Annotated in this window: 21 protein-coding genes and 2 pseudogenes; 6 read left to right on the plus strand and 17 right to left on the minus strand. The window is 34.2% G+C overall.

What is annotated here, in order from left to right:
- Positions 1 to 126 precede the first annotated feature (126 nt).
- The 4 genes from BAQ49_RS13250 to BAQ49_RS13265 form a co-directional block, all read right to left on the minus strand.
- The gene (locus tag BAQ49_RS13250) at positions 127 to 729 is read right to left on the minus strand and encodes a nitroreductase family protein (RefSeq protein ID WP_071745699.1); all 603 of its coding nucleotides are present in this window, start codon (positions 727 to 729) and stop codon (positions 127 to 129) included.
- Positions 730 to 796: 67 nt separating this feature from the next.
- Entirely contained in the window at positions 797 to 1,447 is a 651-nt protein-coding gene (locus BAQ49_RS13255) for a DsbA family oxidoreductase (protein WP_071745700.1), read from the minus strand.
- A 72-nt stretch (positions 1,448 to 1,519) separates the two neighbouring features.
- The gene (locus tag BAQ49_RS13260; protein WP_000704078.1) at positions 1,520 to 1,951 is read right to left on the minus strand and encodes an Rrf2 family transcriptional regulator; all 432 of its coding nucleotides are present in this window, start codon (positions 1,949 to 1,951) and stop codon (positions 1,520 to 1,522) included.
- A gap of 120 nt (positions 1,952 to 2,071) precedes the next feature.
- A complete protein-coding gene (locus BAQ49_RS13265; RefSeq protein WP_071745701.1) occupies positions 2,072 to 2,941 on the minus strand; it encodes a LysR family transcriptional regulator in 870 nt (289 codons plus the stop codon).
- Positions 2,942 to 3,038: 97 nt separating this feature from the next.
- Here BAQ49_RS13265 and BAQ49_RS13270 point away from each other — a divergent pair, with 97 nt between their 5' ends.
- A complete protein-coding gene (locus BAQ49_RS13270) occupies positions 3,039 to 3,944 on the plus strand; it encodes a DMT family transporter (RefSeq protein WP_071745702.1) in 906 nt (301 codons plus the stop codon).
- A gap of 115 nt (positions 3,945 to 4,059) precedes the next feature.
- Here the strand turns inward: BAQ49_RS13270 and BAQ49_RS13275 are convergent, their stop codons facing one another.
- On the minus strand, positions 4,060 to 5,256 hold the full coding sequence (locus BAQ49_RS13275; protein WP_071745703.1) for an FAD-dependent monooxygenase: 1,197 nt from the start codon (positions 5,254 to 5,256) through the stop codon (positions 4,060 to 4,062).
- Between the two features lie 187 nt (positions 5,257 to 5,443).
- Positions 5,444 to 5,899 (minus strand): annotated as a pseudogene (locus BAQ49_RS33535) (tyrosine-type recombinase/integrase); the annotation flags it as partial.
- A 145-nt stretch (positions 5,900 to 6,044) separates the two neighbouring features.
- On the opposite strand from BAQ49_RS33535, the gene BAQ49_RS13290 reads away from it, so the two are divergent.
- Positions 6,045 to 7,238 (plus strand): NupC/NupG family nucleoside CNT transporter, encoded by a 1,194-nt coding sequence (locus BAQ49_RS13290; RefSeq protein ID WP_071745704.1) that lies wholly within the window; start codon positions 6,045 to 6,047, stop codon positions 7,236 to 7,238.
- 526 nt (positions 7,239 to 7,764) lie between these two features.
- On the opposite strand, the gene BAQ49_RS13295 is transcribed toward BAQ49_RS13290, so the two are convergent.
- The 7 genes and pseudogenes from BAQ49_RS13295 to BAQ49_RS13325 form a co-directional block, all read right to left on the minus strand.
- Positions 7,765 to 8,385, minus strand: coding sequence for a YcnI family copper-binding membrane protein (locus BAQ49_RS13295; RefSeq protein ID WP_071745705.1), 621 nt, complete (start codon positions 8,383 to 8,385; stop codon positions 7,765 to 7,767).
- A 34-nt stretch (positions 8,386 to 8,419) separates the two neighbouring features.
- Complete coding sequence (locus tag BAQ49_RS13300) at positions 8,420 to 10,069, minus strand: copper resistance CopC/CopD family protein (protein ID WP_071745706.1); 1,650 nt, start codon at positions 10,067 to 10,069, stop codon at positions 8,420 to 8,422.
- 433 nt (positions 10,070 to 10,502) lie between these two features.
- A pseudogene (locus tag BAQ49_RS13305) lies at positions 10,503 to 10,634 on the minus strand (glyoxalase); the annotation flags it as partial.
- Between the two features lie 36 nt (positions 10,635 to 10,670).
- The gene (locus tag BAQ49_RS13310) at positions 10,671 to 11,684 is read right to left on the minus strand and encodes a CgeB family protein (RefSeq protein WP_071745707.1); all 1,014 of its coding nucleotides are present in this window, start codon (positions 11,682 to 11,684) and stop codon (positions 10,671 to 10,673) included.
- 248 nt (positions 11,685 to 11,932) lie between these two features.
- The gene (locus tag BAQ49_RS13315; protein WP_000750834.1) at positions 11,933 to 12,352 is read right to left on the minus strand and encodes a VOC family protein; all 420 of its coding nucleotides are present in this window, start codon (positions 12,350 to 12,352) and stop codon (positions 11,933 to 11,935) included.
- 85 nt (positions 12,353 to 12,437) lie between these two features.
- The gene (gene brnQ / locus BAQ49_RS13320; protein ID WP_071745708.1) at positions 12,438 to 13,796 is read right to left on the minus strand and encodes a branched-chain amino acid transport system II carrier protein; all 1,359 of its coding nucleotides are present in this window, start codon (positions 13,794 to 13,796) and stop codon (positions 12,438 to 12,440) included.
- A 237-nt stretch (positions 13,797 to 14,033) separates the two neighbouring features.
- Entirely contained in the window at positions 14,034 to 14,726 is a 693-nt protein-coding gene (locus BAQ49_RS13325) for an FMN-dependent NADH-azoreductase (protein WP_071745709.1), read from the minus strand.
- A 312-nt stretch (positions 14,727 to 15,038) separates the two neighbouring features.
- Here BAQ49_RS13325 and BAQ49_RS13330 point away from each other — a divergent pair, with 312 nt between their 5' ends.
- Positions 15,039 to 16,004: an arsenic resistance protein gene (locus BAQ49_RS13330; RefSeq protein ID WP_071745710.1), complete on the plus strand. Its 966-nt coding sequence runs from the start codon at positions 15,039 to 15,041 to the stop codon at positions 16,002 to 16,004.
- 201 nt (positions 16,005 to 16,205) lie between these two features.
- On the opposite strand, the gene BAQ49_RS13335 is transcribed toward BAQ49_RS13330, so the two are convergent.
- Positions 16,206 to 17,453 carry a DUF4153 domain-containing protein gene (locus BAQ49_RS13335; protein WP_071745711.1) on the minus strand — a complete coding sequence of 416 codons (1,248 nt, stop codon included), beginning with the start codon at positions 17,451 to 17,453 and terminating at the stop codon, positions 16,206 to 16,208.
- Positions 17,454 to 17,848: 395 nt separating this feature from the next.
- On the minus strand, positions 17,849 to 18,724 hold the full coding sequence (locus tag BAQ49_RS13340) for a LysR family transcriptional regulator (protein ID WP_071745712.1): 876 nt from the start codon (positions 18,722 to 18,724) through the stop codon (positions 17,849 to 17,851).
- A gap of 138 nt (positions 18,725 to 18,862) precedes the next feature.
- Between BAQ49_RS13340 and BAQ49_RS13345 the strand changes: the two genes are divergently transcribed.
- Positions 18,863 to 19,531: a YczE/YyaS/YitT family protein gene (locus BAQ49_RS13345; RefSeq protein WP_071745713.1), complete on the plus strand. Its 669-nt coding sequence runs from the start codon at positions 18,863 to 18,865 to the stop codon at positions 19,529 to 19,531.
- Between the two features lie 487 nt (positions 19,532 to 20,018).
- Here the strand turns inward: BAQ49_RS13345 and topB are convergent, their stop codons facing one another.
- Entirely contained in the window at positions 20,019 to 22,163 is a 2,145-nt protein-coding gene (topB, locus tag BAQ49_RS13350) for a DNA topoisomerase III (RefSeq protein WP_071745714.1), read from the minus strand.
- A 437-nt stretch (positions 22,164 to 22,600) separates the two neighbouring features.
- Between topB and BAQ49_RS13360 the strand changes: the two genes are divergently transcribed.
- Positions 22,601 to 23,146 carry a hypothetical protein gene (locus tag BAQ49_RS13360; RefSeq protein WP_071745715.1) on the plus strand — a complete coding sequence of 182 codons (546 nt, stop codon included), beginning with the start codon at positions 22,601 to 22,603 and terminating at the stop codon, positions 23,144 to 23,146.
- Positions 23,147 to 23,197: 51 nt separating this feature from the next.
- On the opposite strand, the gene BAQ49_RS13365 is transcribed toward BAQ49_RS13360, so the two are convergent.
- Complete coding sequence (locus BAQ49_RS13365) at positions 23,198 to 24,838, minus strand: multicopper oxidase family protein (protein ID WP_071745716.1); 1,641 nt, start codon at positions 24,836 to 24,838, stop codon at positions 23,198 to 23,200.
- 204 nt (positions 24,839 to 25,042) lie between these two features.
- Between BAQ49_RS13365 and BAQ49_RS13370 the strand changes: the two genes are divergently transcribed.
- The gene (locus tag BAQ49_RS13370; RefSeq protein ID WP_071745717.1) at positions 25,043 to 25,678 is read left to right on the plus strand and encodes a pentapeptide repeat-containing protein; all 636 of its coding nucleotides are present in this window, start codon (positions 25,043 to 25,045) and stop codon (positions 25,676 to 25,678) included.
- The last annotated feature ends 80 nt before the right edge of the window (positions 25,679 to 25,758 follow it).

The raw sequence follows: 25,758 nt of genomic DNA on the forward strand, positions 1-25,758 counted from the left end.
AGAGTTTAAATATTACATACGAAAGGACAGTACATATATGGCTAATATGTACTGTCCTTTCATTTATCTAACCTTTTCATTTTGATAAGTATATAACAGATTCCTTCTCGTTATATATTAAATTTCTTAATAAAATTTCACTACATCTTCAGTAGGTAAGAACGTTCTTTCTCCTGGTTGTTCATTTGGCTCACCAAATGGCATTTGACCTACTAAACTCCACTCTGCTGGAATGTTCCAAGTTTCTTTTACTTCAGCATCTACGATTGGATTGTAATGTTGCAGTGATGCGCCAATTCCTTCAGCAGATAATAGCATCCACACAGTATGTTGTAACATTGCATTACCTTGATGAGACCAGAATGGGAATTGATTTTTATATAATGGTGCATTTTCTTGCATTTTTTCTACAGTTGCTTGATCTTCAAAGAATAGAACTGTCCCTACACCTGCATGGAAACCTGTTAGTCTTTCTACAGTCGCCTCAAAGTTTTCTGCTGGTACGCGTGATCTAAGTGTTTCTTTTACGATATCCCAAAACTTTTCATGCTCTCCATCCATTAATACAACCATACGGCCACTTTGCATATTGAATGAAGTTGGTGCATGTAAAGCTGTTTTTAAAACTTCTTCAATTCTTTCTTTTGTAATTGCATCATTTTTTGTTACTTTACGAATTGAACGGCGGTTCACAATTGCTTCTTTTAAATTTGTTGTAGTTGCTGACATTTTAATTCCTCCAAATGTATGTTTTTTTATTTAAACAAATCAATTCGATTCTTTCATGCAAAACGAATTAGCAATATCCATCCGTATTACATTGCATTCCTTCAAATGAATTTGTTTTATCCTTTTCAATTTCTTTATCAATTACTCTTTGTAGTGTTTCTTTACTAGCCAGCCCTTGAATGACTTCATCACCAATCATGACAGTTGGTACCGCCATAATATTCGCTTCATCATATGCATGCTGAATTGCTTCTTGATGTTTTTCTTTATATTTTCGAGTTACTAAAGCATCTTTAAATTCAGCTTCTGGAAGCCCTACTTCTACCGCTAGTTTTGTTAACACATCAATATCTTCAATGTTTTGTTCTTCTTGGAAAAATGCGGTGAATACGCGGTGATGATACTCATTTCCTAGCCCACGTTCTTTCGCAAATTCACATCCTTCAAAAGCTAAATGTGTATATGGATGCGGTGAAACACGTGGCAAGCGCATATCGATTCCTAATTTCTTCGCTGTAGGAAGAATGAAAGCATCCCATGAACCTAACTTTTCTGGCTCATTCCATGGATCTATTTTTGAATATGGACTTGGACGTAATTCAAATGGCATCCATTCAATTTCTACATCTTTTTCTTTCGCTACTTCATCTAATGGACCTTTTGCTAAAAAACAAAATGGACATATAAAATCTGAGTATACTTTCATTTTTACAGTCATAATTTTCACACCTTACCTTTATAGTTGTAATCAAAACAGTTACATTAATAATAAAAAAATATAGATAATATTTTAAGCATTCATTTTCTCTTGTAAAGATTCAAACAACTGCCCCATCGTAATATTTTTCAAAACTTCTTCCATCGCGGATTGTGCTTGAATTAATATAACTTCTAACACCACTTGAATATTCGCGCCAATTGGACAATCTGGATTTGGTTGCTCATGAATATGAAATAGTTTATCCTCTTCCACTACATTTACTGCATGATACACATCTAACAACGTGATTTCATGTAAATCCTTTAATAACCCCGCGCCACCTGGTCCGCGATTTACGTAAACAAATCCAGCTTGTTTCAAGTACGACATTATTTTACGAATGACTACCGGATTTGTATTTACACTTTCGGCCATATAGTCTGAAGTGCAAAGTGAAGATGGATTGTTTTTTAAAATAGATAAAATATGAACAGCTATAGAAAAGCGGCTACTAATTTTCATCGTAATCACCACCCCGATGTAATCATTATAGTTACAACAAAAAGATAAGTCAATCCTTTTCATAGATTTTTTATAAGCAAATTAAAAAGTGTCCCATTATGATATATGAGACACTTCTTTTTATTCTGTAAATAGCGCTTGAAATTCTTCAATAAATAGCTGCACAGCAATTGAAGAATCCCTTAATGATGGAACAGCTAAAGCAATTTCTCTCCATACTTGCGGTTCCAACTCTCTCGTTTGCACATTTTTTGGTAAATTTGTTAAAGATAATTCAGCTAATATTGCAATACCTAATCCTTCTTGAATCATATTTAAAGCTGTAGTAACGGTCGAAATTACATACTCAGCCCGAAGTGGTACGTTGGCTTGTTTAAACATATCAATAATGGGTGGTTCGTATCCGCCCTTACATAATATGATCGGTTCATTCTCTAAATCACTAATTGTAATAGAGTCCTTCTTACAAAGAGGATGATCCTCTCTTAAGATAACAACCATTTTCCCCTTCGTTAATGGGACAATCTCCATATCTTTATTAGGCAAAATAACAATTCCTATATCAACAACCCTCGATACTAACCAATCTTCAACTTCTTTAATCGTCCCTTCACAAAGAACGACTTCTAAGTTCGGATACTTCTCCTTAAAAAGATTTATCATTTTGGGTAAGAAATGCGCAGAAGCACTCGGAAAACTCCCAATTCGAATCGTCCCAACTTCGTGCCCTTTCTCCATCGCAACTTCTTGTTCAATCTTCTCTACACCGTTCAAAATCTCTCTAATATGTACAAGAATTCTGTTTCCTACATCCGTAACGAGTAATCCTTTTCGTTTATCACGTATAAGAATAGTAACTCCTAATTCTGACTCAATACTTGAAATCGCATGACTTACAGCTGGTTGCGTCATATTTAACACCCGAGCAGCCTTCGTAAAACTACCTAACTCAACAGTTTTTATTAATACTTGCAGTTGTGTAATGGTCATAACTAATCACTTATACTCCTTATAAAAAAGATTCATTTTATTTATCACAGTCGATATCATATCATAGTGAGATGAATAACACCAAGGAGGTTTTACAGTGACACAGCTTTCTCGAACTAAGACAGCCATAATCCTTACGTTTCTCGTTTTCATGTGGGGAATCAATTGGCCTTTATCTAAGTTTGCCCTGCATTATACACCACCCGTTTTATTTGCAGGCGTTCGAACTTTAATTGGAGGATTCATTTTACTCCTTTTCGCTTTACCGAAATACAAAGAGTTACATTTAAAAGAAACTTGGCATTTATACGTTATTTCTTCTTTACTTAACATCATTATATTTTACGGACTACAAACTGTCGGACTTCAATACATGCCCGCCGGACTATTCTCCGCAATCGTATTTCTCCAACCTGTCTTACTCGGCATTTTCTCATGGATTTGGCTTGAAGAGGCAATGTATGGCTTGAAAATTTTCGGACTTATTCTTGGATTTATTGGTGTAGGGGTTATTAGCTCTAGTAGTTTAACTGGACATATTTCGATTATCGGTGTTCTACTTGCTTTAGGCTGTGCTATCGGCTGGGCACTCGGCACAGTATTTATTAAGAAAACGGGACACCGCGTTAATGCCATTTGGATGGTAACACTTCAGCTTATTATTGGCGGACTTTGCTTAATCGGATTTGGTTCAGAATTTGAAAGCTGGTCTAACATCGCTTGGAGTATACCATTTGTAAGTGTACTACTATTCATCTCATTCTTTGTTATTGCAATGGGGTGGCTCGCTTACTTCACACTTGTTGGAGCCGGTGAAGCAAGCAAAGTTGGAGCTTATACATTCCTTATCCCTCTTATCGCTATTATTGTAAGTTCAATTTTCTTACATGAGGCAATTACGATTAGCTTATTCATCGGACTTTTATTTATTGTAGTAAGTATTTGTTTTGTAAATATAAAGCCGAAAACACTTGCTGTAGGGCAGCAAGTTGAAATGAAATAAATAGACATAAGAAAGAGCCTACTTTTTGTAGGCTCTTTCTTATGTCTATTTTGTGCACCATCACTTTAAGTACCAACAAAAAGGGAAATCTCTCTTTTTGTTATAACTATCCTTATCAATAATCTTTCAGCTCTATCCCGTTAGCCGCTTTCGCTATCATTTTCGAAATCATCTTAAATTGTACAACCATAATGGTTGGTATACGCAACATTAAGTTGCGAAGAAAGATTTTGAAGTTTGATTTTTCAACCATACTCCCGGCAGCCATTAATCCTATTTTTTGATTTTTCTCAACAAACTTTCTCATTTTTTGTTCATAGGCAATAAATGCACGGGCGAAGTCGCCATCTGCAGCTTTGAGTTCACCAGCTAATACAAAAGCCCCGACAAGCGCCAGGCTAGAGCCTTGACCGGATAAAGGTGATGGGCCATAAGCTGCATCACCTACCAATGTAACCCGCCCCTTTGACCAGGTCGGCATGTGAATCTGGCATATCTCGTCAAAATAAAAGTCTGTCGCATCTCTCATGGTCTTGAGTAGATGCGAGGTTTCCCAACCTGTCTGGCCTAAGAAGGCATTTTCTACAAGTTTCTTTTGAGATTCTATATCATAACGGTCGTACTTCAATGCCTCTGATTGGAACAAGAACATCCCCCTTGCTTCGGTATTGTCACGAGCACTATACATACCTACTGTTTTGCCTGGTATCGTATAAAGCAGCTGGTGGTGGTCGAGGTTAAGGTAATTCTCGAGGTTAAAAATTGAGATATAACAGCCAAGGGTACGTTTAAACTGTGCTTCGTCGCCAAAAGTTAAGGTGCGCACATTAGAATGGAGCCCGTCCGCACCGATGACCAGGTCAAATTTCTGTGGCTTGCCATGAATAAATTGAACTTCTACACCAGCTTCAGTCTCATGTATAGCGGTAATCGAATCGCCCCAAATGTATTCAACCGTATCCTTGGTTAAATCGTACAAAATGTTACTAAGATCGTCACGCATGATTTCTATGTCCAGACCCTGCTGGTTCCCCATACTCGCTTCGCTTATTTGACCTTCGAACTTGCCCTTGCTGTTCACGAAATAAACACCAGTCATGTTCGTGTCAGCTGCACGAACTTGATCAAGTATGTCCATCCCCTTAAGCACCGTAATAGCTGCACCACGGATATCAACCCCGTAACCACCCGTGCGCAATGCTGGTGCACGTTCTATTACAGTCACCTCGAATCCGTGGCGTTGAAGCCAGTAAGCGAGTGCCGGGCCGGCAATGCTTGCACCAGAAATAAGGACGCTCATCGTTTGTATCATAATTACTTATTCACTCCTATCCTAATTAAAGCCTTAACATCCCCACAGTATATTCACGACCTATTCTACTTATTTACCACAACAAAATAATAGGAATTTAATTTTCCAACAAAATGGTCCACTTCAAAAAGATACGTCTTTTTATATGCATCCCTCGATTTTGATTAAAGATTAATTTCAGTAGCTTTCAAAAATATTTAATATAAAAATTGCGTCTCAACTTTCCGCTCAGCTGAGCAAATATTCTCGTGGTTTCATTCTTCTCATGACCAAGTAAGCTTTTTATTACTTCAAGTGGCGCATCGTTGTTAATCATATATGTAGCATAGCTGTGACGTAATTGATGAGGATGAATACTCTATTTAATCCCAGTACAATTTGATATACGTTTGATAATAAATCTTAGGTTATCAATACTTATACGTCTTTTGAGCCTTTTTCCCGTAATAAACAAGGCTCCTCATCATCTCTTTCATCTAGATACCTTTTTAACCAAATAGTGCAACCAGTATTAAAGTATACTTCCCTTTCTTTATCACCTTTCCCATGTACAATGATTCGTTGAGAAGTTAATATCATCACGATTCAGTTTTACGACTTCTCCAATACGGCAGCCCGTAGAATACAAAAATTCAAATAATGATATAATTTCTCTCGTTGTATTGGGATGTTTATAGACCATCAATTTTCCGTTCCTCTCCTTTTCTTCATACTTCTGTTCATTAGCCAAAGTATGAAGAATAAGAGCTTTTTTATATACAAATAATAAAGCTCAAGGAGTTGTTGACATGAATTTCATATTAAATATTTTAGGGATTTTCATTGTAATATTATTCGTTTTCCTATGTTCGCCTAATAAAAGAAAAATAAAATGGAGACCAATCAGTATTCTAATAATATTGGAACTTTTTATTACATGGTTTATGTTAGGTACCAAATTGGGTAGTATCATAATTAATAAAATTGCGTCATTTTTCAGTTGGCTACTATCATGTGCGAATGAAGGTATTCGATTTGCATTTCCTTCAGCTATGGAAAATCAAACAATTGACTTCTTCTTTAGCGCATTACTTCCCATCATTTTTGTTATCACTTTTTTTGATATTCTTTCTTATTTTGGAATCTTAACTTGGATTATCGATAAAGTAGGTGCAATCATTTCAAAGATTTCTCGTTTACCAAAGTTAGAAAGCTTCTTTTCCATTCAAATGATGTTTTTAGGAAACACGGAAGCACTTGCAGTTGTTCGTGATCAATTATCTGTTTTAAAAGAAAATCGTTTGTTGACTTTTGGAATTATGAGTATGAGTAGCGTCAGCGGTTCCATTCTTGGTGCTTATCTATCAATGGTTCCAGCAACATATATTTTCAGCGCCATTCCTTTAAACTGTATTAACGCATTAATTTTAGCCAATGTTTTAAATCCTATAGAAGTCACTAAAGAAGAAGATATTATTTATTCACCTTCAAAAAATGAAAAAAAAGATTTCTTTTCTACCATTTCAAACAGTATGTTAGTTGGGATGAATATGGTTATTGTTATTTTAGCCATGGTAATTGGATATGTAGCATTAACAGCATGTTTAAATGGGATTTTAAGTTTTTTTGTAACAGGTTTAACAATTCAAAAAATCTTCTCTATTATCTTTAGTCCCTTCGCTTTTTTACTCGGTGTATCAGGCAGTGATGCTATGTATGTTGCTGAGTTAATGGGGATAAAAATAACAACGAATGAATTTGTTGCAATGATGGATTTAAAATCACACCTAAACTCGTTACATCCGCATACTATTGCAGTTGCAACAACATTTCTAGCCTCTTTTGCTAACTTTAGTACAGTGGGCATGATTTATGGATCTTACAATTCATTATTTGGCGAAGAAAAATCATCAATTATCGGTAAGAATGTTTGGAAGCTTCTTGTTAGTGGAATGGCTGTTTCTTTATTAAGCGCTATGCTTGTGGGGCTTTTTGTATGGTAAATGAATATCGAAGATACTTAACACCCTTACGGATGAAATTTATGTACACAGTGCAAGGCATCAGGAAATCTGTCCCCTTTATCTTTTTAGCCAAGAAGACTCCCTCCTCAAGGAAAGTGAGGGAGTCTATCTCAGTGAGCACACGGGATTTGAATTGACTTTTTGAGTTAGCGAAAAATTGTTGCTGCAGTCAGTAGTGGAATCATATTAATTACTCGTACCCTATCTATTTGATCAAAAGAAAACTGTAATTTAAAAAGAACTAACCAAATAAGTGCTAATGCATAGATTATGAATAATACGAATGTCAATTTTTTATTTCCCAATATTTCTCCTCCAATTTCTTGTCACGCCACCCTGAAACAATGCTGGTTCGCTTATGGGCATCTCTAAAAAGTAAAGAACAGAAGATACAAGAAATTATTTAATTTTTACACTTCAAACACGCATCCCCCTCGGGGCTGCTTAATCTCTAATATTAATTAACAAAGGTCTCATTACTTTCAATGAGACCTTTCAATATTGCCTATCTTTTACGACGTACTACAAAAATACAAGTACTCACTGACGATACAATTGCCAAAATGGATAAGACAATTGCTATTGTTTGCATATTACTTGTACCTTCATTTTTCTCCACACTAGATACTTCACCATGTTCTCCTGTAAGTGACGTACCTTTTGTAATTGCAGTAAGTGAATGTGGTTTCTCTGCTTTCTCGTCGCCTGTCCATTCAACAATTTCTCCGTCTTTATATTGTTGATATGCATCCCAAGCTATTTTTTGTTCTTTATCTGGGTTTTTAGCAACGAAAGTAAATCGTTGGAACTGACCAGGTGCAATTCCCTCTCCTGTTGCTTCCCATATTACAGTTTTAACTTTTCCAGCTGTATCTTTTTGTTCTTCCGCTTTCCATCCTGGCACTGGCTCATACTGCTGAAACTCGACTCCAGATGGTATTTTCAGTGTGACTTTTGTCGTTGCCACATTCTTTTCAACTGGTACCTTTATTGTGTAAGTCTCCCATGAGTTAACATCCGAAGTGGCTGGTTTCACAGTTACATGAGCACTAACAGGTAACGAAAAAATCCCCATCGCAATTATCGTTGCTATCATTGTTGTTCCTATTTTTTTTATACGCTTCATTTTCTATTAACTCCTTTTCATCTATAACGTCTCTTTACCTGCCACCTACAATAAATTTATAATCTATATCGAAGCTATCAAGAGATTTTGTTAATCCATGAACATGTATATTCCAGTTTCCTGTCATGTTAATATACATGCCTTCCGCTTCATATTCTCCTGGTGAAACTGCCGAAACTTTAAATGAACCTTTGCCCATATTCATATCTAACGATTGTGTGGTCAATATAATTTGTTCCATATCAGTAACTGGCTGTCCGTTCTCATCCTTTAAAGTAATATGGAATGTATTTTGTCCTACCTCATTAGGACTTACATTTAGAGTAAGTTCATATCCATTATCTAATTGTTTACTCTCTGTGAAAGGTCCAGTAGGAGGCATCGGCGGGGTTTGTACGTTTGTCATAAAGGCCACGATTATGAAAACGATAACTCCAATGATAAACTCTACTTTCACCGTAGCTCCTAACCTTTGCTGCGCTCGCATTCTCCCTTTCACATAATGAATAATTCCCAATATACCCATACAAACGAATAAAAGTATCTTTGCTAATAAGGCTAATCCATACTTCGTATCAAATAGTGAATGGATCGTTGGAATAAAAAATGTACTGTTAAAAAGACCTGTTAATAAAATCACTATGACAGTACCTGTTGCCCATGGTGAAAAACGCTTAATCGCATCCCAATACATAGCCCACTTACCATCCTCTTTACGTAAAAGAAGAATAATCGATGATAGACCACCAACCCATAATGAAGCTGCAAATAAATGTAGAAAGTCCATAACGACAGCAATTTCTTTAAACTTTAATCCATATGCATGACTATTGAAGGCTTTCATAACAAGTAACCCAATAAATAATAGTATTGGAATGCTCCATACTTTAAAAGACGAAAGCTTTTCACGCTTCATCGCAAAATATGTAACAATTATAAGCATACTAATAAGAGCCATTTGAGTGATCCATACATAACCAAAAACAGATAGCTGTAATGTTTCTTTTAATAATAAAGGATCGAATGCTTCTAGCCATGAAACATCAGCATTTATTTTCGCTTGCAATGGTAAATTGAAAAGTAAACTAATGAATATACCAAATAATGATATCCATATTATTTTCTTACTCCTCGACTGAACTTGACTTTCACTTCCTTTATAAAGGATAAGATTAAATAATAGAACACCGATAAATAGAGAAAAACTTGTATATAAAATTCCGCGTTCCACAATCATATCGATTTTCGGAACATAGCCCATCTCTTCTACTTTTATATCATCTGTTCCCGCTTCTGCTGACCCAATACGGAACGGAATAACTCCTTGAATTGGATGTCCATCAGCTGAAATAGCTTTCCACTGAATAGAATAGAGACCATTTTTGAGATTCTCTTTTAAGCCAGCTTCTAATGATTTTTTATTACTTTTATCTATATGAGCATCTTTTAAATCTACTCTTTTACCTGAGGAATCTCTTACAAACAATGTATTAAAATGTGAAACTTGTATATCCTCATCAAATTCAATTTTCACAACAGGTGGTGCTTTCTTTAATGTTTCATTTTCCGTAGGGTTTGATTTTACAACATACGCATGAGCAGATGCACTTTTTGGTATTAATATGATAAAAACGCATGCAATTAATAGCCATGCCCCTAACCTTCTTATTACTTTCACACTCATTTCACTTCTTTCTTTTTCGTCACTACACTTTCATTACTTTACTTCTTGAATTTTATTCTCCGCTAAACTATTAACCTGATTAAGTATAAGGATCTATATAGTATCAATCTCTATTAATTCCTCACCTCTATACTTCTAATATAATAGTAACTATCCTCATAGACATTACTTATATTTTTAAAGTCGATTATTATTATAGCACAAAATATATTTTTGTAAGTTTCTAAAAAAGAAAAGTTATCGTGAATCATTTGTGAAGAAAATGTGAAATACATAAAGTGAAACTTTAATCAGTGGTTTTTTTGTCCATCCCCCACCTAACTCCCTCACATCCGCCAGCTTTTGAGGTGGGAGTCTTACTGCCCACAAATAGCGGGATAAATAAAAAGGTGGTACGTTAGTACGTAACACCTTTTAAAAAAATATACTTCTTTTATTTCTCTTCTGGATAATCACAGTACACAATGATTGTTCCTTCTGTATCTGCCGGGTTAAGATATATTAATCTTCTGCTATGTTTATTCATTCGAAGTATATGCTCTAACGTTCGAATACCTTGTTCTTTAAATATGTTGTGTTTCAACATATCCTTTCCCTATTTTTAAATTTCATTTTCTTTTTTAGGGTTACTTTCAATTATTTTTAACAACTGTTTTACCCTTTTATCATATGTATGTTCGATTAGCGTTCTCTTAAGTCCTTCCATCGCAATTTTCTTTCTTTGTGCCGGATTCACTAAATATCTTTCTGCTTTCTCTATAAAATCAACCGATGAAGTAAATGTCTCAATTTGTGCCCCTGGAATATAGCACTTTTCCAAGTCTGAACGAATATCCGTCATTTGAAAAGCACCTGTACTAGCTATTTCGAATGTACGATTATTAATGGAACAAGCATTTATTTTTACTTTATTTATATTAAATGTTAAATCCTCTATCAAACGATGGATATTAATGTTAATTTTACTTTTTTTGTAATATCCCATACTATTTTTATAAACCAAAAATGGTAAAAGTAAAATTTTATCCTTCAATAACTCATAACTTTTTAGTCTATCCCAATTACATCCTATAATTAGAGTGTTTTTAGTCACTAAGTACTCTGCAATTGAATCAATAAACGCGAGCCGATTATCAAAAGCAGTCCCTATGAAACTAATATCAAATGCGTATTCCTCTTCCGTAAGTATCGGCGTATATAAAGGTGGTTCGGCCGCTAAAGGCAAGTAATATACATTATCACAGCCTAAATCTTTATAAAAATCAATACATCCTGTATCTTGTGTAAAAACATAATCATAATCAAGCACTAAGTTTTTCGTCACATCTGTAAAGTAAGGATCATCTGTAAGCCAGAGTGCAGTCTTAAATTTATATTGCTTTAATTCTTGTATCCCCTTAGTTATCCCTTCTTCAAAACCATGGAATACAATAATGAGAGACGGTTGTATCTTTAAAGCTGTTTTCACCAAGTTTTCGTATGTTACCATCGTTACATTACCAATTGCTTTTTTCAAACTATTAAATATAGATTCCTCTAGCACCGGAAAATATACAGAAGCACCAGATTTAACAAATAATACGTTATAATTTTCAGCACTATTTGAAATCTCCACAGATAGCCACTCTCCAATACATGAAATTAACTATTTATATTAATTGCCTAAAAATATATAGTTGGTTACAAACTACTATTCCCCTTTAACATGTTGCTATGGAAAAGGAGAATAATCAGCTAATTTTCATCTTAGTATAAGATATGACTTTCTTATAAAATGTATAACTTTTTTGTCACTCCACACAAATACATATATTTAAAGGTGCTACGTTAGCACGTAACACCTTTCTCAAAAATATACTTCTTTTATTTCTCTTCCGGATAATCACAATACTCAATAATTGTCCCTTCAGTATCTGCTGGGTTAAGGTAAATTAATCGTCTACCATGTTTATTCATTCGAAGTGTATGTTCTAACGTTCGAATACCTTGTTCTTTTAACTCTTCTAAAGCTACATCTAAATCATCTACACGATACGCAACGTGATGAACGCCTTTACCTTTTTGTTTAATAAATCGGGCTATTGGAGATGTCGTATTATTCGTAGGCGCAAGTAATTCAATTCTATCGCCATCTACTTCAAGAATAGCCACTTCACTTTCAACGCCTGGTGCCTCACTTACGTAACGATCTATTAAAGTTCCTAACAATACCTTTTCATAAAAACGTATCGTACTATCTATATCTCGAACTGCGATGCCGATATGATCAATTGTTTTTTTCATTCTATTTCCCCTACTACTTTATTTTTTCTATCCTTATTAATAGTAACAAAAAAAGTTATAGAAACAAGTCTATAACTTTTTATATTTAACCTATTTTCTTATTCGCTCTAGCTGCTGGTTGAACTTGATTTTTCACTTTTAGAACACTAATACCGTACCCGATAAATCCACCGATAATCGCTGGGAAGATCCACCCTAAACCTACTTCCTGCATCGGAAGGAATTTCGTGAACACTTGGTTTACTACTTCAATGTTAACTCCAGCTGCACTTAATCCGTCAAATAAGCTGATGATAAATGTTACGATTAAACTCACTTGATAAACTTCAGCTCTTCCTTTGAATAATGAGTGGAAGAATGTTAAGAAAATCAACACGATTGCAAGTGGATAAATTGCTGTTAATACTGGAACAGAAACTGCGATTAATTGTGTTAATCCTACATTTGCAACAATTGCACTAAACACACACAACGTAATTGCAATTGCTTTGTAAGGAACATTTGGGAATAACTTATGGAAGAATGAAGAACATGCTGATACAAGTCCCACACTAGTTGTTAAACAAGCTACTGTAATCATTAACCCTAATAATACTCCGCCATATGATCCGAAATAGTAGTTAGAAACTTTCGCTAATACTTCTCCGCCATTCTCTAAATGCCCAAGCTTCGCAACACTTGAAGCTCCCATATAAGAAAGAGCTGTATATATAATCGCTAAAATAGATGCTGCAATGATCGTCGCTTTTGCGCAAACAACCATAATTTGTTTTTTCGTTTTTGCACCTTTTTCTTTAATTGCATTAATGATGATGATTCCGAATACAAACGATGCGAGCGTATCCATCGTTAAGTATCCTTCTTGGAAACCTTTAAAGAATGCATGTGTTGTATAGCCTTCAGCCGGTGCTTGCATATCGCCAATTGGATGAATAAAAGCAACGATTACTAAAATACCGATGAATGTTAATTTAATTGGTGTTAATATTTTTCCAACAATATCGACAATTTTCGCAGGATTTAGCGAAAAAAAACAAGTAATGCTAAAGAATATAACAGTGAAAAGAATTAAAGGTGTAGAACCTAATCCCTCTGGCATAAATGGCTTAAGACCAATTTCATAAGAAACATTTCCCGTTCTAGGTATTGCAAATAACGGACCGATCGCTAAGTATAAAACTGTCGTAAACACAATCCCGAATACCGGGTGAGCTCGACTTGCTAATGACTGTAAATCATCTTTACCTGAAAAACCAAATGCTAATACACCTAATAATGGTAATCCAACACCTGTTACTAAAAATCCAGCGTTAGCAATCCATACATTCTCTCCTGCCGATTGACCAAGCATCGCTGGGAATATTAAATTTCCTGCTCCAAAAAATAGTGCAAATAACATTAATCCGATAACTACTATGAACGAAAACGGTACTTTATTCGCCATAATATAACCCCCATTCAAATTTCCTTATCTCATTTCCAATTTTAACTAATTGAATTTTCTGAATATTTAATTTAAGTATCAACTATTCTTAAACTCATTATAGTTTGATATATAATATTTTGCAATACTATTTTCAAACTTTTCATTCATTTTATAAATATACATTTTTTAACATAGAAAATAGACTAAAAAACCAACATGGTCATCCATGTTGGTTTTTCCATTTACTATAATTAATTAAAATTTCGCAGCTACTTTTTTAACGTTTTCTAAACCTTCTTCAACAATTTGTTGTGAGCGATCTGGATATTGATTATGCCCTTCAATTACAACTGTCTCTGGATTTGTAATTCCCCAGAACCCAAGTACGTTTGTCACATAATTAACAGCCATTTCCATAGGAGCCATTTGTTCTGAAGAGTAATCTGAACCGCGAGCACCCAATACAACTACTTTCTTATCACCAACTAAACCTTCTGGGCCGTTTGCTGTATATTTAAACGTTTTTCCAGCTTGAGAAAGATATGAAATGTAAGTAATTAATGGTGCTGGTACTGTAAAGTTCCATAATGGGAATGCAAATACTACTTTATCAGCCTCTAAAAATTGATTTAAATATTTATCTACTGTAGCAACTGCCTTCTCTTCTTCAGCTGTTATCTCCATTCCTTGACTACGTTTATATCCACCTGAAATAGCGATATTTCCGTAATACGGAAGATCTAATGCAAATAAATCTAACTCCGTAATTTCTGTATTCGGATTTGCTTCCTTATAAGCACTTACAAATGTTTCATACATCTTTGAACTAATTGCTTGCTCCGCTGGACGATCGTTCGCTTTTACAAATAATACTTTTGACATAGTTTTATTCTCCTCTACATTTGTATTTTCTTCTTTTTTACCAAATAATGAGCTAAATAATCCCATTTTCTTCACCTAAACTTTCTCATCATATTCATTATTCATCATCATAAAAATTCTTATTCTAATAAAAAGTTCTAATAGATACCTTAACCTAAGTAAATTAAAACTTTTTGTTATTTAATTACCTTATGTAAGTGATTGTAATACAGTCACTTACTTTAGTCAAGTAACTTTTTAAAAATAAAAAAATCTCGAATTAAAAACATTTAATAAATATATTTCCTCAGTCAAAATGATCAATTCAAAAACACATAAGTGAAATACCTTGTATAATACAACTAGAAAGAGAAATTCATCTATAGAGAGGATTAATTAATGAGTACTTTAGAAAAGATTCAAACCTTTATCATTCTTGCAGCCGTTATATTCGGGGTTATATTAGGACAATTTAATATGATACATATGTATTCGGAAAAATTTATTGTTCCCTTCTTATTTTTAATGCTTTACGGATTATTCCTCAGCATTCCATTAAAGGATATAAAAAATGGATTCCGCAACTTAAAATTCGCTGGAACAAGCCTAGGCATTAACTTTATATGGACACCTTTGCTCGCTTGGGGATTAGGTGCATTATTTCTTTCAGATCACCCAGCTCTTTGGGTTGGCTTTATTATGTTAATGGTTACTCCGTGTACAGATTGGTATTTAATTTTCACAGAGATCGCAAAAGGTAACGTCGCATTATCTACATCAATTTTACCGGTAAATTTAATTTTACAAGTATTATTGCTGCCAATTTATTTGTTTTTATTTGCTGGTGTAATGAAGACTGTAGCGGTTTCTGTTTTAGTAGAAAGTATTGTTATCGTAATCGTCTTACCATTTTTACTTGCACATGCTACAAAATTCATTATGAATAAAATGAAAAAAGCTGAAGCACTCGAGAATAAAATCATTCCGTTTTTCAGCTCTGCCCAAATTGTATTTTTAAGTTTAGCAATTGTAGCGATGTTTGCATCACAAGGTAAGTACTTATTACAAAATATGAATGTTGTTTTATTGTTACTTATACCAGTATTACTGTTCTTCATGATTAACTTTATACTAGGACAGTTTGTAGGACGTATGATGTATTTATCCTATGAAGACACTGTCAGCCTAAGCTTAACAACGTTAGCGAGAAACTCACCTGTTGCACTCGCTATCGCTGTAACTGCTTTTCCAGATGAGCCTCTTATCGCACTTGCACTCGTTATTGGCCCGTTGATTGAGTTGCCAGTACTTGCTTGTGTTTCACAAGTGTTGTTACTTATTAAGAAAAAACGGCAATACGCATAATAAAAAACGTCCCATAATGGGACGTTTTTTATTATTGAAAATTACATACAACACTTATTTCTTATTTATCAATACAAATGAAATAACCGAAACTACAAACGTAATAATACCAATTATAATAAATAGAATAGAAGCTGAAGAGGATGACATCAAGCTATCACCCTCTTTTAACAAATTTATCGTTACATTAACAGATCCTTTCTAATTAAAAATTATAGGAAAAGTAAATATAACGAAAGCTGCCCAAAATCCGTAGACTGGCAAATACTTAGTAACGGCATCTTGGATAGTTGTAGGTCCAGATTTATTTTGCAGAAAACGCATATAGGAGAACATAATCCAAATTAGATTTGCCCAGATAAGTATGTTTACTCCTAAAATAGCAAGTCTATTAGGCGTAATCCCATAAGAAGAAAGTCTGAACACGATTGCTGACAAAGCAACACTGTCAATGATAAGCGCAAGAACAATTAAAACAAAATTTATATAATCTGAAATGTTCTTTTTCTCGTCTGAGTCGCTCTCAACAATGGAAAATATGGTAACGGCCAATACACCAAGGAGTATTCCATTGAAGGCCATCAGGAAATTGCGGTCCAAGAATGGATTTTTTCCGACCAATATAACCGTTATAAGATAAATCAACAATGTTATCAGGACGAGAGGACTAAAAATTTTAGATATGTATGGTGTAATATTCTTAGCAAGTTTAAGATTCATTGATACTAAGTATGCAGCCACTACAGCGAGAGCGGCAGCTCCAAATAAAACAACATTACTAAAATAGAATTCTCCTATATCCAAGTCAACAAAGCTAAATAACCGCATGGTGAATACTGCTAGTACCATTCCGCTCACTGCCATGCTCGCGTAGAGAAGACAATATTCTAAATTAAATTTAATATAAGCTAATCTTGTACTGCCTTTTGAATATTCATTTCCCGTAAACGCAAGTCCCAATAAGACCCATAACAATATAGGAAGATGTAAATACGCAAGGATACTGCTGTCTTTATAATTTAATGGCAACATATTAAGATACAACCCGGAAATTAGGAACAACGCTACAAGGGAATAAATAATACTTTTTTTCGGAGTATTATTGTAAACAAAATAAACAGCAATAAAGGGAATTATACCAAAAGCCAGGTTAATTGGAGCAATTGCTTCCTGCTCGACAAAGTGGAAAATGATTCTAGTGCTTAGCCCAGCTAGAATAGCTAACATGCCCATGAATAAGAAACCTTTTTGAAACAGCGATATTTTTTCTTTATTTGCCGTCTCCTTGAAATGCAATCTTTCATACCAAGCAGCTAGCACCTGAGAATCAGGGTTTTGGGCCCATGCTTGTGAGAATGATCTTTTAAAAGCTTTCGGGTCTTTTCTATACATTCTCTCCAGCTCATGAGGGTTATCCATATTTTCAATAATTAATTTGTTAATTTCCATAGTTATACCTCCTCTAATTTTAAAAACAACGCTGTTACTTTTTCCATAAAAAGCACCTCACTTATTTATTCTGATTTTGATTTTATTATATTTTTTATTGTTTTACAATAAATTTTTATTATTTTATATAATATTTTTGTTGTATATTTTGTTTTAAGTAAAAATAAAAAAGCATGACATAAAAGTGTCATGCTTTTTCTTTTCTATCATTATTTTTTCAAACTTAATCTGTTATAGCACCTTTCACTCGAGCAGGAGCTTTTTTATCTTTTATTTATATAACTACAGTCAGTTTTAAAACTTCCTCAAGTAAAGAACTTTTTTATTCCGACTCAATTCTTCGGACGATGTCTATATTACTTGATTAAAGGCCATTTTTGCTTTATCCACATCTCCTAATCAACCATTTCCCAAAATTGAGATGCTACTTTGGAAATTCGTTGGTCTTTTAATTTTACTATTACAGGCTCTAGATGAAAATCAAATTGTTTCAATTCAAAAAGCGTTGTATGTTCTAAAAATGGTGATGTGTAATCCATACTTGGAATAACGGATAATCCTAGTCCTCTACTAACAAGTGCTACAACCATCCTTATATCTTTACACTCGATAATGATATTTGGCTTGACTTGATGTTCATCAAACACTTTGAAGAGGTCTTCATTGAAGGAGAGTCCTTCCATTGCTCCTAGCATAATGAATGGGAACTGGGCAATCTGTTCAATCGTCACATGCTGTGATGAAAACGATGCTGCCCAACTTGTTGGAATAATCACAGCGGTTGGTTGTTTTTTTAATATTTTCATCTCATATTGTTCACTATTACCCAATCGTAAAAGTAAGGCAACATCAATTTCTCTTTGCTCTAGTCTTTTTAATAATTCTTCTGAATTTCCAGTTACTATGTTTATTTTAACATTTGGGTATTGTGTTCTAAACATACTAACATAGTCAATGAGCATATTCGAACATGTAGACGATACACCGATACTTACTGTTCCTCCTATACCTTGTTCAATTTCTTGAATTTGCTGCTTTACATCTTGAATTTGCATTAGCATTTGATTGGCATATTGGTATAGTATTTCACCTGTTTCTGTAAGCTCCCATTTTTGACGATATCGATGAATTAAAGTTGTGCCAAGATCATTTTCAAGCTTTTTTAATAATTGACTAAGTGGTGGCTGCGCGATATGGAGCACTTCTGCTGCTTTAGATATGCTTCCTTGTTTCACAATTTCTTTAAAGTAATATAATTGCCTGAAATCCATTGTATCTCTCCGTTATATGTTTTTTGATATGATTAGTTTATCATATATATATTTTTCATATGTCGAATTTGGCGTTATATTTAATTGTATAGCTATAGTCTTTATATTGATAATATTAACTAGAAAGTGAGAGATACTATGAATCATCGGAACAGAACCTTGAAGCGCATCACCTTATACGTGCTCGGGTTATTTTTTATGTCGATTGGCATTAGCATGTCGATTCAAGCAGGATTTGGTGTATCACCTGTGTCATCATTAGCATATGCAAGTACGCTAACGATTGGTTTATCGGTTGGTGTGACAATGGCGCTTGCAAATGTTTTATACATTATTATTCAAGTGATATTAAGTAAACGAATGGAGTTAAATGAATTTGTGAGTCAATTCATTATTTCGTTTTTATTTGGGTTTTTCATGGATGCAACGCTCTTCCTTGTACAACTTTTCCCTGCACCTGAAACTATCTTTGCTCGAAGTGTATATTTGATTGTTAGTTTATTTGTTATAGCGGTCGGTCTAATGGGCTATACAACAGCGAAACTGCCATTAATGCCGTATGATGCGTTAACTTATGCAATTAGTGAAAAATTCAATTTGAAATTCGGTAAAGCAAAAATTTCGAGCGATTTAATAAACATTTGTGTGGCCGGTGCAATTTGTATAGTTTTCATTCAATCATTAGGCTCAATCGGAATCGGTACACTAATTGCCGCCTATTTTATCGGCAAAATTTTAGGGTGGATGATACCGTATTATCAACCAACTCTCCAACAATGGGTATTTAAAACAGAGAAGGCTGCTTAAGGAATCATAATAAAGTACAGGAAAAATAGATGAATCAAATTCCTCAGCCGAAATCAAATAATGAATTTTGCACCTTACCAAGTGCCAGTCCACATTAGGAATGGCACTTCTTTATTACTGCCTTTTCTTCGACCTTCTATCACTTTGGTTAAATGATAAAACAAACATTGTATTAAAACTAACCTGCCTTTTAGTTAAAGAAGAATCTTTGAACAACTTTTTTATTTTTCAAAAGACTTTATTGTAAATTAAATAACTTTATTGCTACTTAACACTATTTCATACTATCTTTTCAAACAATTATTTTAAATAATTTTTAGTATTAGTACACAAAAGTCTGTAATTATAAAATAAAAAAGCATGACATAAAATTGTCATGCTTTTTCTATTATATCAATATTTTTTTCAAACCTAACCTGTTACATAACCTTTTACTTTGGAAAGGATTTTTTTATTCAGTAAAGCACTTTTTTATTTGTTGACACTATTAATTCTCAAACACAAAATTAATCTTATTATCTTTCCACTCTAACTTCGCATCAAACGTTTTCTCGCCTTTTTTAAAACCTTTAATTAAATCGGTCTTTTCACCTTTTAAGAGCTTTGTCATATTCTTTTGCGAAATTGTTTTACTTAATATTTTCTTCGAAATGGTAAAGTCACATTGTGTTGTATTGTAATTGGAACAACCGTAAAACGTAGATTTATCAATTACATCACCATCGCATTTTTTACAACTTCCAACCTTTTTACCAGTTGTAAATTTCGATCCTTTTCGCTCAATCGATTCCACATGTAATCCAGTGAAATCCCATTTCTCCGACATTTCAACCGCGTCTTCAATAATTTTAGCTGATAACTTTTTCGTTTGTTCCATAAATGTAGCTGGTGAAGCGGTACCTTCACCAATTTCCGCAAGACGTTGTTCCCATTTTGCAGTCATTTCCGGTGAAGCTAGTATTTTGTCGCCGATTGCTGTAATTAAAACTTTACCTTTATCGGTTGCATACACTTGGTTTTTCTGCACATCTATATATTTACGGTCTTTCAGCATCGTAATAATTCCAGCGCGAGTTGCCTCAGTACCTAAACCTTCTGTTTTCTTTAATACTTTCTCCAGCTCTTCATTCTCTAAATACTTACCTGCCGTTTTCATTAGCGTAATAAGTTGTCCTTCCGTATAACGCTTCGGTGGCTGTGTTTTTCCTTCTTTCACTTTCACCTTTACAACTTTGCCTTGTTCACCTTCAGCTACAATTGGAAGAATCGTTTCGTCATCTTTATCGTCTTGGAAAATAACTTTACGCCAACCTTCTTGAATTTGCTGTTTTCCTTTCGAAATGAACGCAGCACGTTCTTCTACAAGAGTTGTAATTGTTGTGTAGTCAAAGATTGCTACTTCATAATGCGCCGCAATAAGTCTTCTTACAATCATATCGTAAATTTTCTTTTCATCACCCGATAATTTACTTGGGTTTGTAACTTGTTCTGTCGGAATAATTGCGTAGTGATCTGTAACTTTCTTTTCATTCACATAACGCTTGTTATTCATAATTGATTCAATTGGTGCTGGCAATAAGCCTTTATATTCATCAAACTGACTTAACTTCTGTAAAATATCAGGGAACGTCGCTGCTTCTCCTTGTGTAACATAGTTAGAATCTGAACGTGGATAAGAAACTATCCCTTTTTGATATAGTGCTTGTGTTATATCAAGCGTCTTTTTCGGTGAAAATTTAAAAGCTTTATTCGCTGTCGCTTGCAGTGCTGATAAATTAAATAAAAACGGTGGCTGAAACTCTTTACGCTCCGTTTTCATTTCTTTTACTACAGCCGGTTTGTTTTGACAAAACGCTGCAATTTTATTTGCCAAATCAGGATCATTTAGGCGGGACTCATTATCTTTCTCCCATTTCCCCTCATACTTCTTTCCTTCTATATTAAAGGTTGCGAACACTTCCCAAAACGGCTCTGACTTAAAGTTCTCTATTTCTTTCTCACGCTTTACGATGAGTGCTAATGTTGGTGTTTGTACACGACCAGCGGAAAACACATCATTCATTCCCTTTTTCTTTAGCAAAATGCTAAAGACACGCGATGCATTCATACCAACCACCCAGTCAGCACATGATCTTGTATATGCTTCGTAATACGTATTAATCGTATCTGCTTCATCAAGTAAGTTTTTAAACCCTTGATAAATTGCTTGCTTCGTTAAAGATGAGATCCAAAGACGCTTCATTGGCTTTTGCACGTTGCAAAGATTAATAATGTTTCGTACGATCAGTTCCCCTTCACGCCCAGCATCGCCCGCGTGAATAATTTCTGTCACCTGAGGATTATGTAACAGCTGTTTCACAACGTTAAATTGCTTATACTTTGACTTTGTTACCTCAAACTGAAAACGCTCTGGAATCATCGGTAATGTATTAAGTGACCATTTCTTCCACTCAGCGTGATAATGTTCTGGATTACATAACTGCGTCAAATGACCAATTGCCCATGTACAGTACGCTCCATTTGGAAATAACTCATTCGCTTCTACTTCTAAATATCCATCTTTCCGGCGACATTTAAACTGTGAAACAAGAGCCAAACCTTGATCTGGTTTCTCGGCAATAATTAATTTCATTTTATAACTCCCTATCTGTATTCCAGTGTTACTTTCATTGTATATATGTTTAGAAGCGATGATAAAACAACGATCTTATTTATCATTCGCAGTTTGCCTCACAAATGGGAGACCTATAATATTATACGCTTATTCTTTATGGCTTCACAATAGAAACTCATTATATAACAATTTCTTTCACATGCTCGTAGACAAAAAAGACGCTCAAAATCGAGCGTCTTTTTCATCCACTACTATTTACTTCCATATATTCTATAAAATCAAAAATATAACAATTCCTTATGGAGCATCGTCTACTAAGATAACCATCATTATTTGAGAATTATATTGAACTTACCTTTTTTAAATTGTGCAGATAATTTGCAGATATATATTAGCATAAGTACTCTCCATTTGAACATATGATGAAGTGAATGATAGGACAGGGAGGTATCATGATGTTTGCTTATACGTTAACTGCCTTAACACTTTGTTGTATCTCGATTATTATCACATCATATATTTCTAAACGTAAGGGTACCCTAATGGAGTATATGGTATTTATTATGTCTTTTAGTATGAGTATCGGTTTAAGTATCGGTTTTTATTTAGGGATTCTCTTGAAAGGAGAATTACTATATTCTACTTTGCTTGCTATTTTGATTAGTGGTTTTATCGGTTTTTTAGTCGGTCTACGTTTTCACCTGTATACTGCCTTAGAAGGAATGTTCTCTGGATTAATGGCAAGTATGATGGGGGCAATGATTACAGAAATGCTAAACGCTCAACAAGCCCATAGTATACTCTTCATTAGCCTTTTACTTACTATAACGATAACTATGTCATGTATGATTCAACTTTTATCAGACACCTTTTCTACTTTTATCCAACGGCGTTTTTTGTTATTACTTTCAATTAGTGTAGTAATTATCGTTGCCGTATTCGTGACATTCCCAGATCATACTCCCCCACCTTCACCCGAGCATGATCGACATATACATTGACACTTGCACCGAAAATTAATAAGCAGCTATCCATAGGATAACTGCTTCATTTTATTCTGGCTTATTAGGAATGCTTGGGTTTGGAACATAATCAGATTTATAATCTGTATATTTCACCTCTGTTACCATCCCCGCGGAAGCATGATGTAAATCATGACAGTGGAACATCCAATCACCCGGATTATCTGCTACAAAGGCTACTTCATATTCTTCTCCCGGTTTTAAGTTCAATGTATCTTTAACAATTGGAGAACCTTCTATCGGTTTTCCATCTTTACTCAACACCTGGAAGAAATGACCATGTAAATGCATCGGATGATCGTCCATTTTAGATTGATTTACCAATTTTACTTTTACTAAGTCACCCTTTTTCACTGGAATTGGATCAATATCCGGAAATACTTTTCCGTTTATTGTATATACCATTTCATTTCCATTCATTTGCGTATTCAAGTCCATATTATATGTGGCAGTATACTGCTGGTCTAACGTGAAACTACCTAATTTTTTCGCACCATATTTCGTCATATCTAATTTTGGTAGTTTTTCTTTTTCGTTTCCTTTATCGTTCATCTCTTTACTACCTTCATATTCAATAACAGCTTTCATTCCTTTTGCACCCTTATTTTCTGAATGGTCTTCAACGTACCATTTCCCAAAATTGTTAGCAGTAAATTCAACATCATAACGTTCACCCGGTGCAATTGAAATTACTTTGTCTTTTATAACTTTTGGATCATTAATTGGTTGACCATCTGTTGCAATTACTTTTATATCATGACCGTGAACGTGTATATCATGTGATAGATAACCCGAATTAACGAGTCGAAGACGAACTTTATCCCCCTTATTCACTTTTAATGGCTCTACTAAATCACCGCTTTTACCATTGATTGTGAATAAGTCATACATACTCATATCATGACCTTCCATCTTCATATTTCCATGATCCATGCCTGCCATATTACCAGAGTCTTTTTTATCACTGCCCATGTCCATACCGGAATGATCCATGCCTTTCATATCATCATTCTTTTTCGTATTTTCATTACTCTTAGATTTATTACCTGTTGGCCCTTTTGTCATTTCTTTTAACTGCTTATTAATTTCTTCTTTATCTGTTACCCATTCATCTAACATTAATGTGTAATCTTTATCATACTTTTCATTTGTATCCTCTACAATAAGAGCACCATACAAGCCTCTATCTAGTTGATTTACAGAATCTTGATGTGAATGATACCAATACGTTCCTGGTACGTTTGCTTCAAATTCATAGGTGAAACTTTTTCCTGATTCAACCGCATCTTGTGTCACGCCTGGAATTCCATCCATGTTATTTGGGACAGGATACCCATGCCAATGAATAGATACTGGCGTAGGTAATTCATTTTTTAATGTCACTTTAACCTTTTCACCTTTTTTCACCCTAATTTCTGGGCCTGGGGATGAACCATTAAATGTCCAGACTGGAACAATAACACCGCTACTTAGCTTTTGTTTTTCTTCTTTCGCTACTAAAGTAACTTCTGGTCCTTTTACAACTTTCAATGGCTTTGTAGCCGTCTCAGTCTGTGTTGTTTTTTTATCGTTCATATTTTTATGATCTTTTGTTGTATTTGTGGTCGCAGAACATGCAGCAATTAAAGATATTACGGAGACTGTAACTGCTGTTAATACAAATCTTTTCATCGAAAACTCCTCCTTTTTCTTTTTCAAAATCATTATAAAAAACGATTTTCAAGAAAATAAGGAGATGTAATTAAATAAAAAAGTAACTAAAAGGCTCTTCACAAAAAAACGTAGGATTGTGTATAATGAGAACTAATGTTCCTTCCAAAAATTCACTAAACCTGAAATACACTTATATATTAAAAAGAAGAGGATTGATATACTATGAAAATTGATAGACCAAAAATTTCACCAGAGTTATCTTCAAAGAATTTTCAAGATATTTTTTATGAAGAAGATCCTACATTAGAAATGTGTGAAATTATAGACTCCACTTTCGAAAATGAATCTTTAGATAGAGTGCGATTATATAATGTAGTGATAAAGAATTGTAAGTTCACTAATACAGACTTTAGCAATATCGATATTACAGATGTTTGTTTTGAAAACTGCGATTTATCAAATGTTAATTTAAGCAATTCTTCTGTTCACAGAGTTGAATTTAAAAATAGTAAATTAATTGGGGTTAATTTTACAGAATCTAGCTTAGGAAATGTTAAATTTGAGAATTCAATTTTGAATTTAGCGGCATTTGGAAATTCTAAACTAGAAAAAATTATATTTAATGAAACTTCATTAAATAATGCGGATTTCTTTGACTGTAAACTAAAAAAAGTTGAATTCCAATTATGTAGCCTTGACGAAGCTAATTTTGATCAAACATCACTGAAGGGGATAGATATTAGTTCTTCTAATTTTGATACACTTACAGTTTCAGTGAACGATTTAAGAGGATGTAAAGTATCAACATATCAAGCTGTTCAGTTCGCAACTTTATTGGGATTAGTGATTAAAGATTAGTATTTCGAAGGTAGCGCCGAACTCTATCCCGAATCATGGGCTTTTTTAAGTGTCCACGATTCGAGATAAAGTTCAAATAC

Source organism: Bacillus proteolyticus (assembly GCF_001884065.1).
In the GTDB taxonomy this organism is placed as follows: Bacteria; Bacillota; Bacilli; order Bacillales; family Bacillaceae_G; genus Bacillus_A; species Bacillus_A proteolyticus.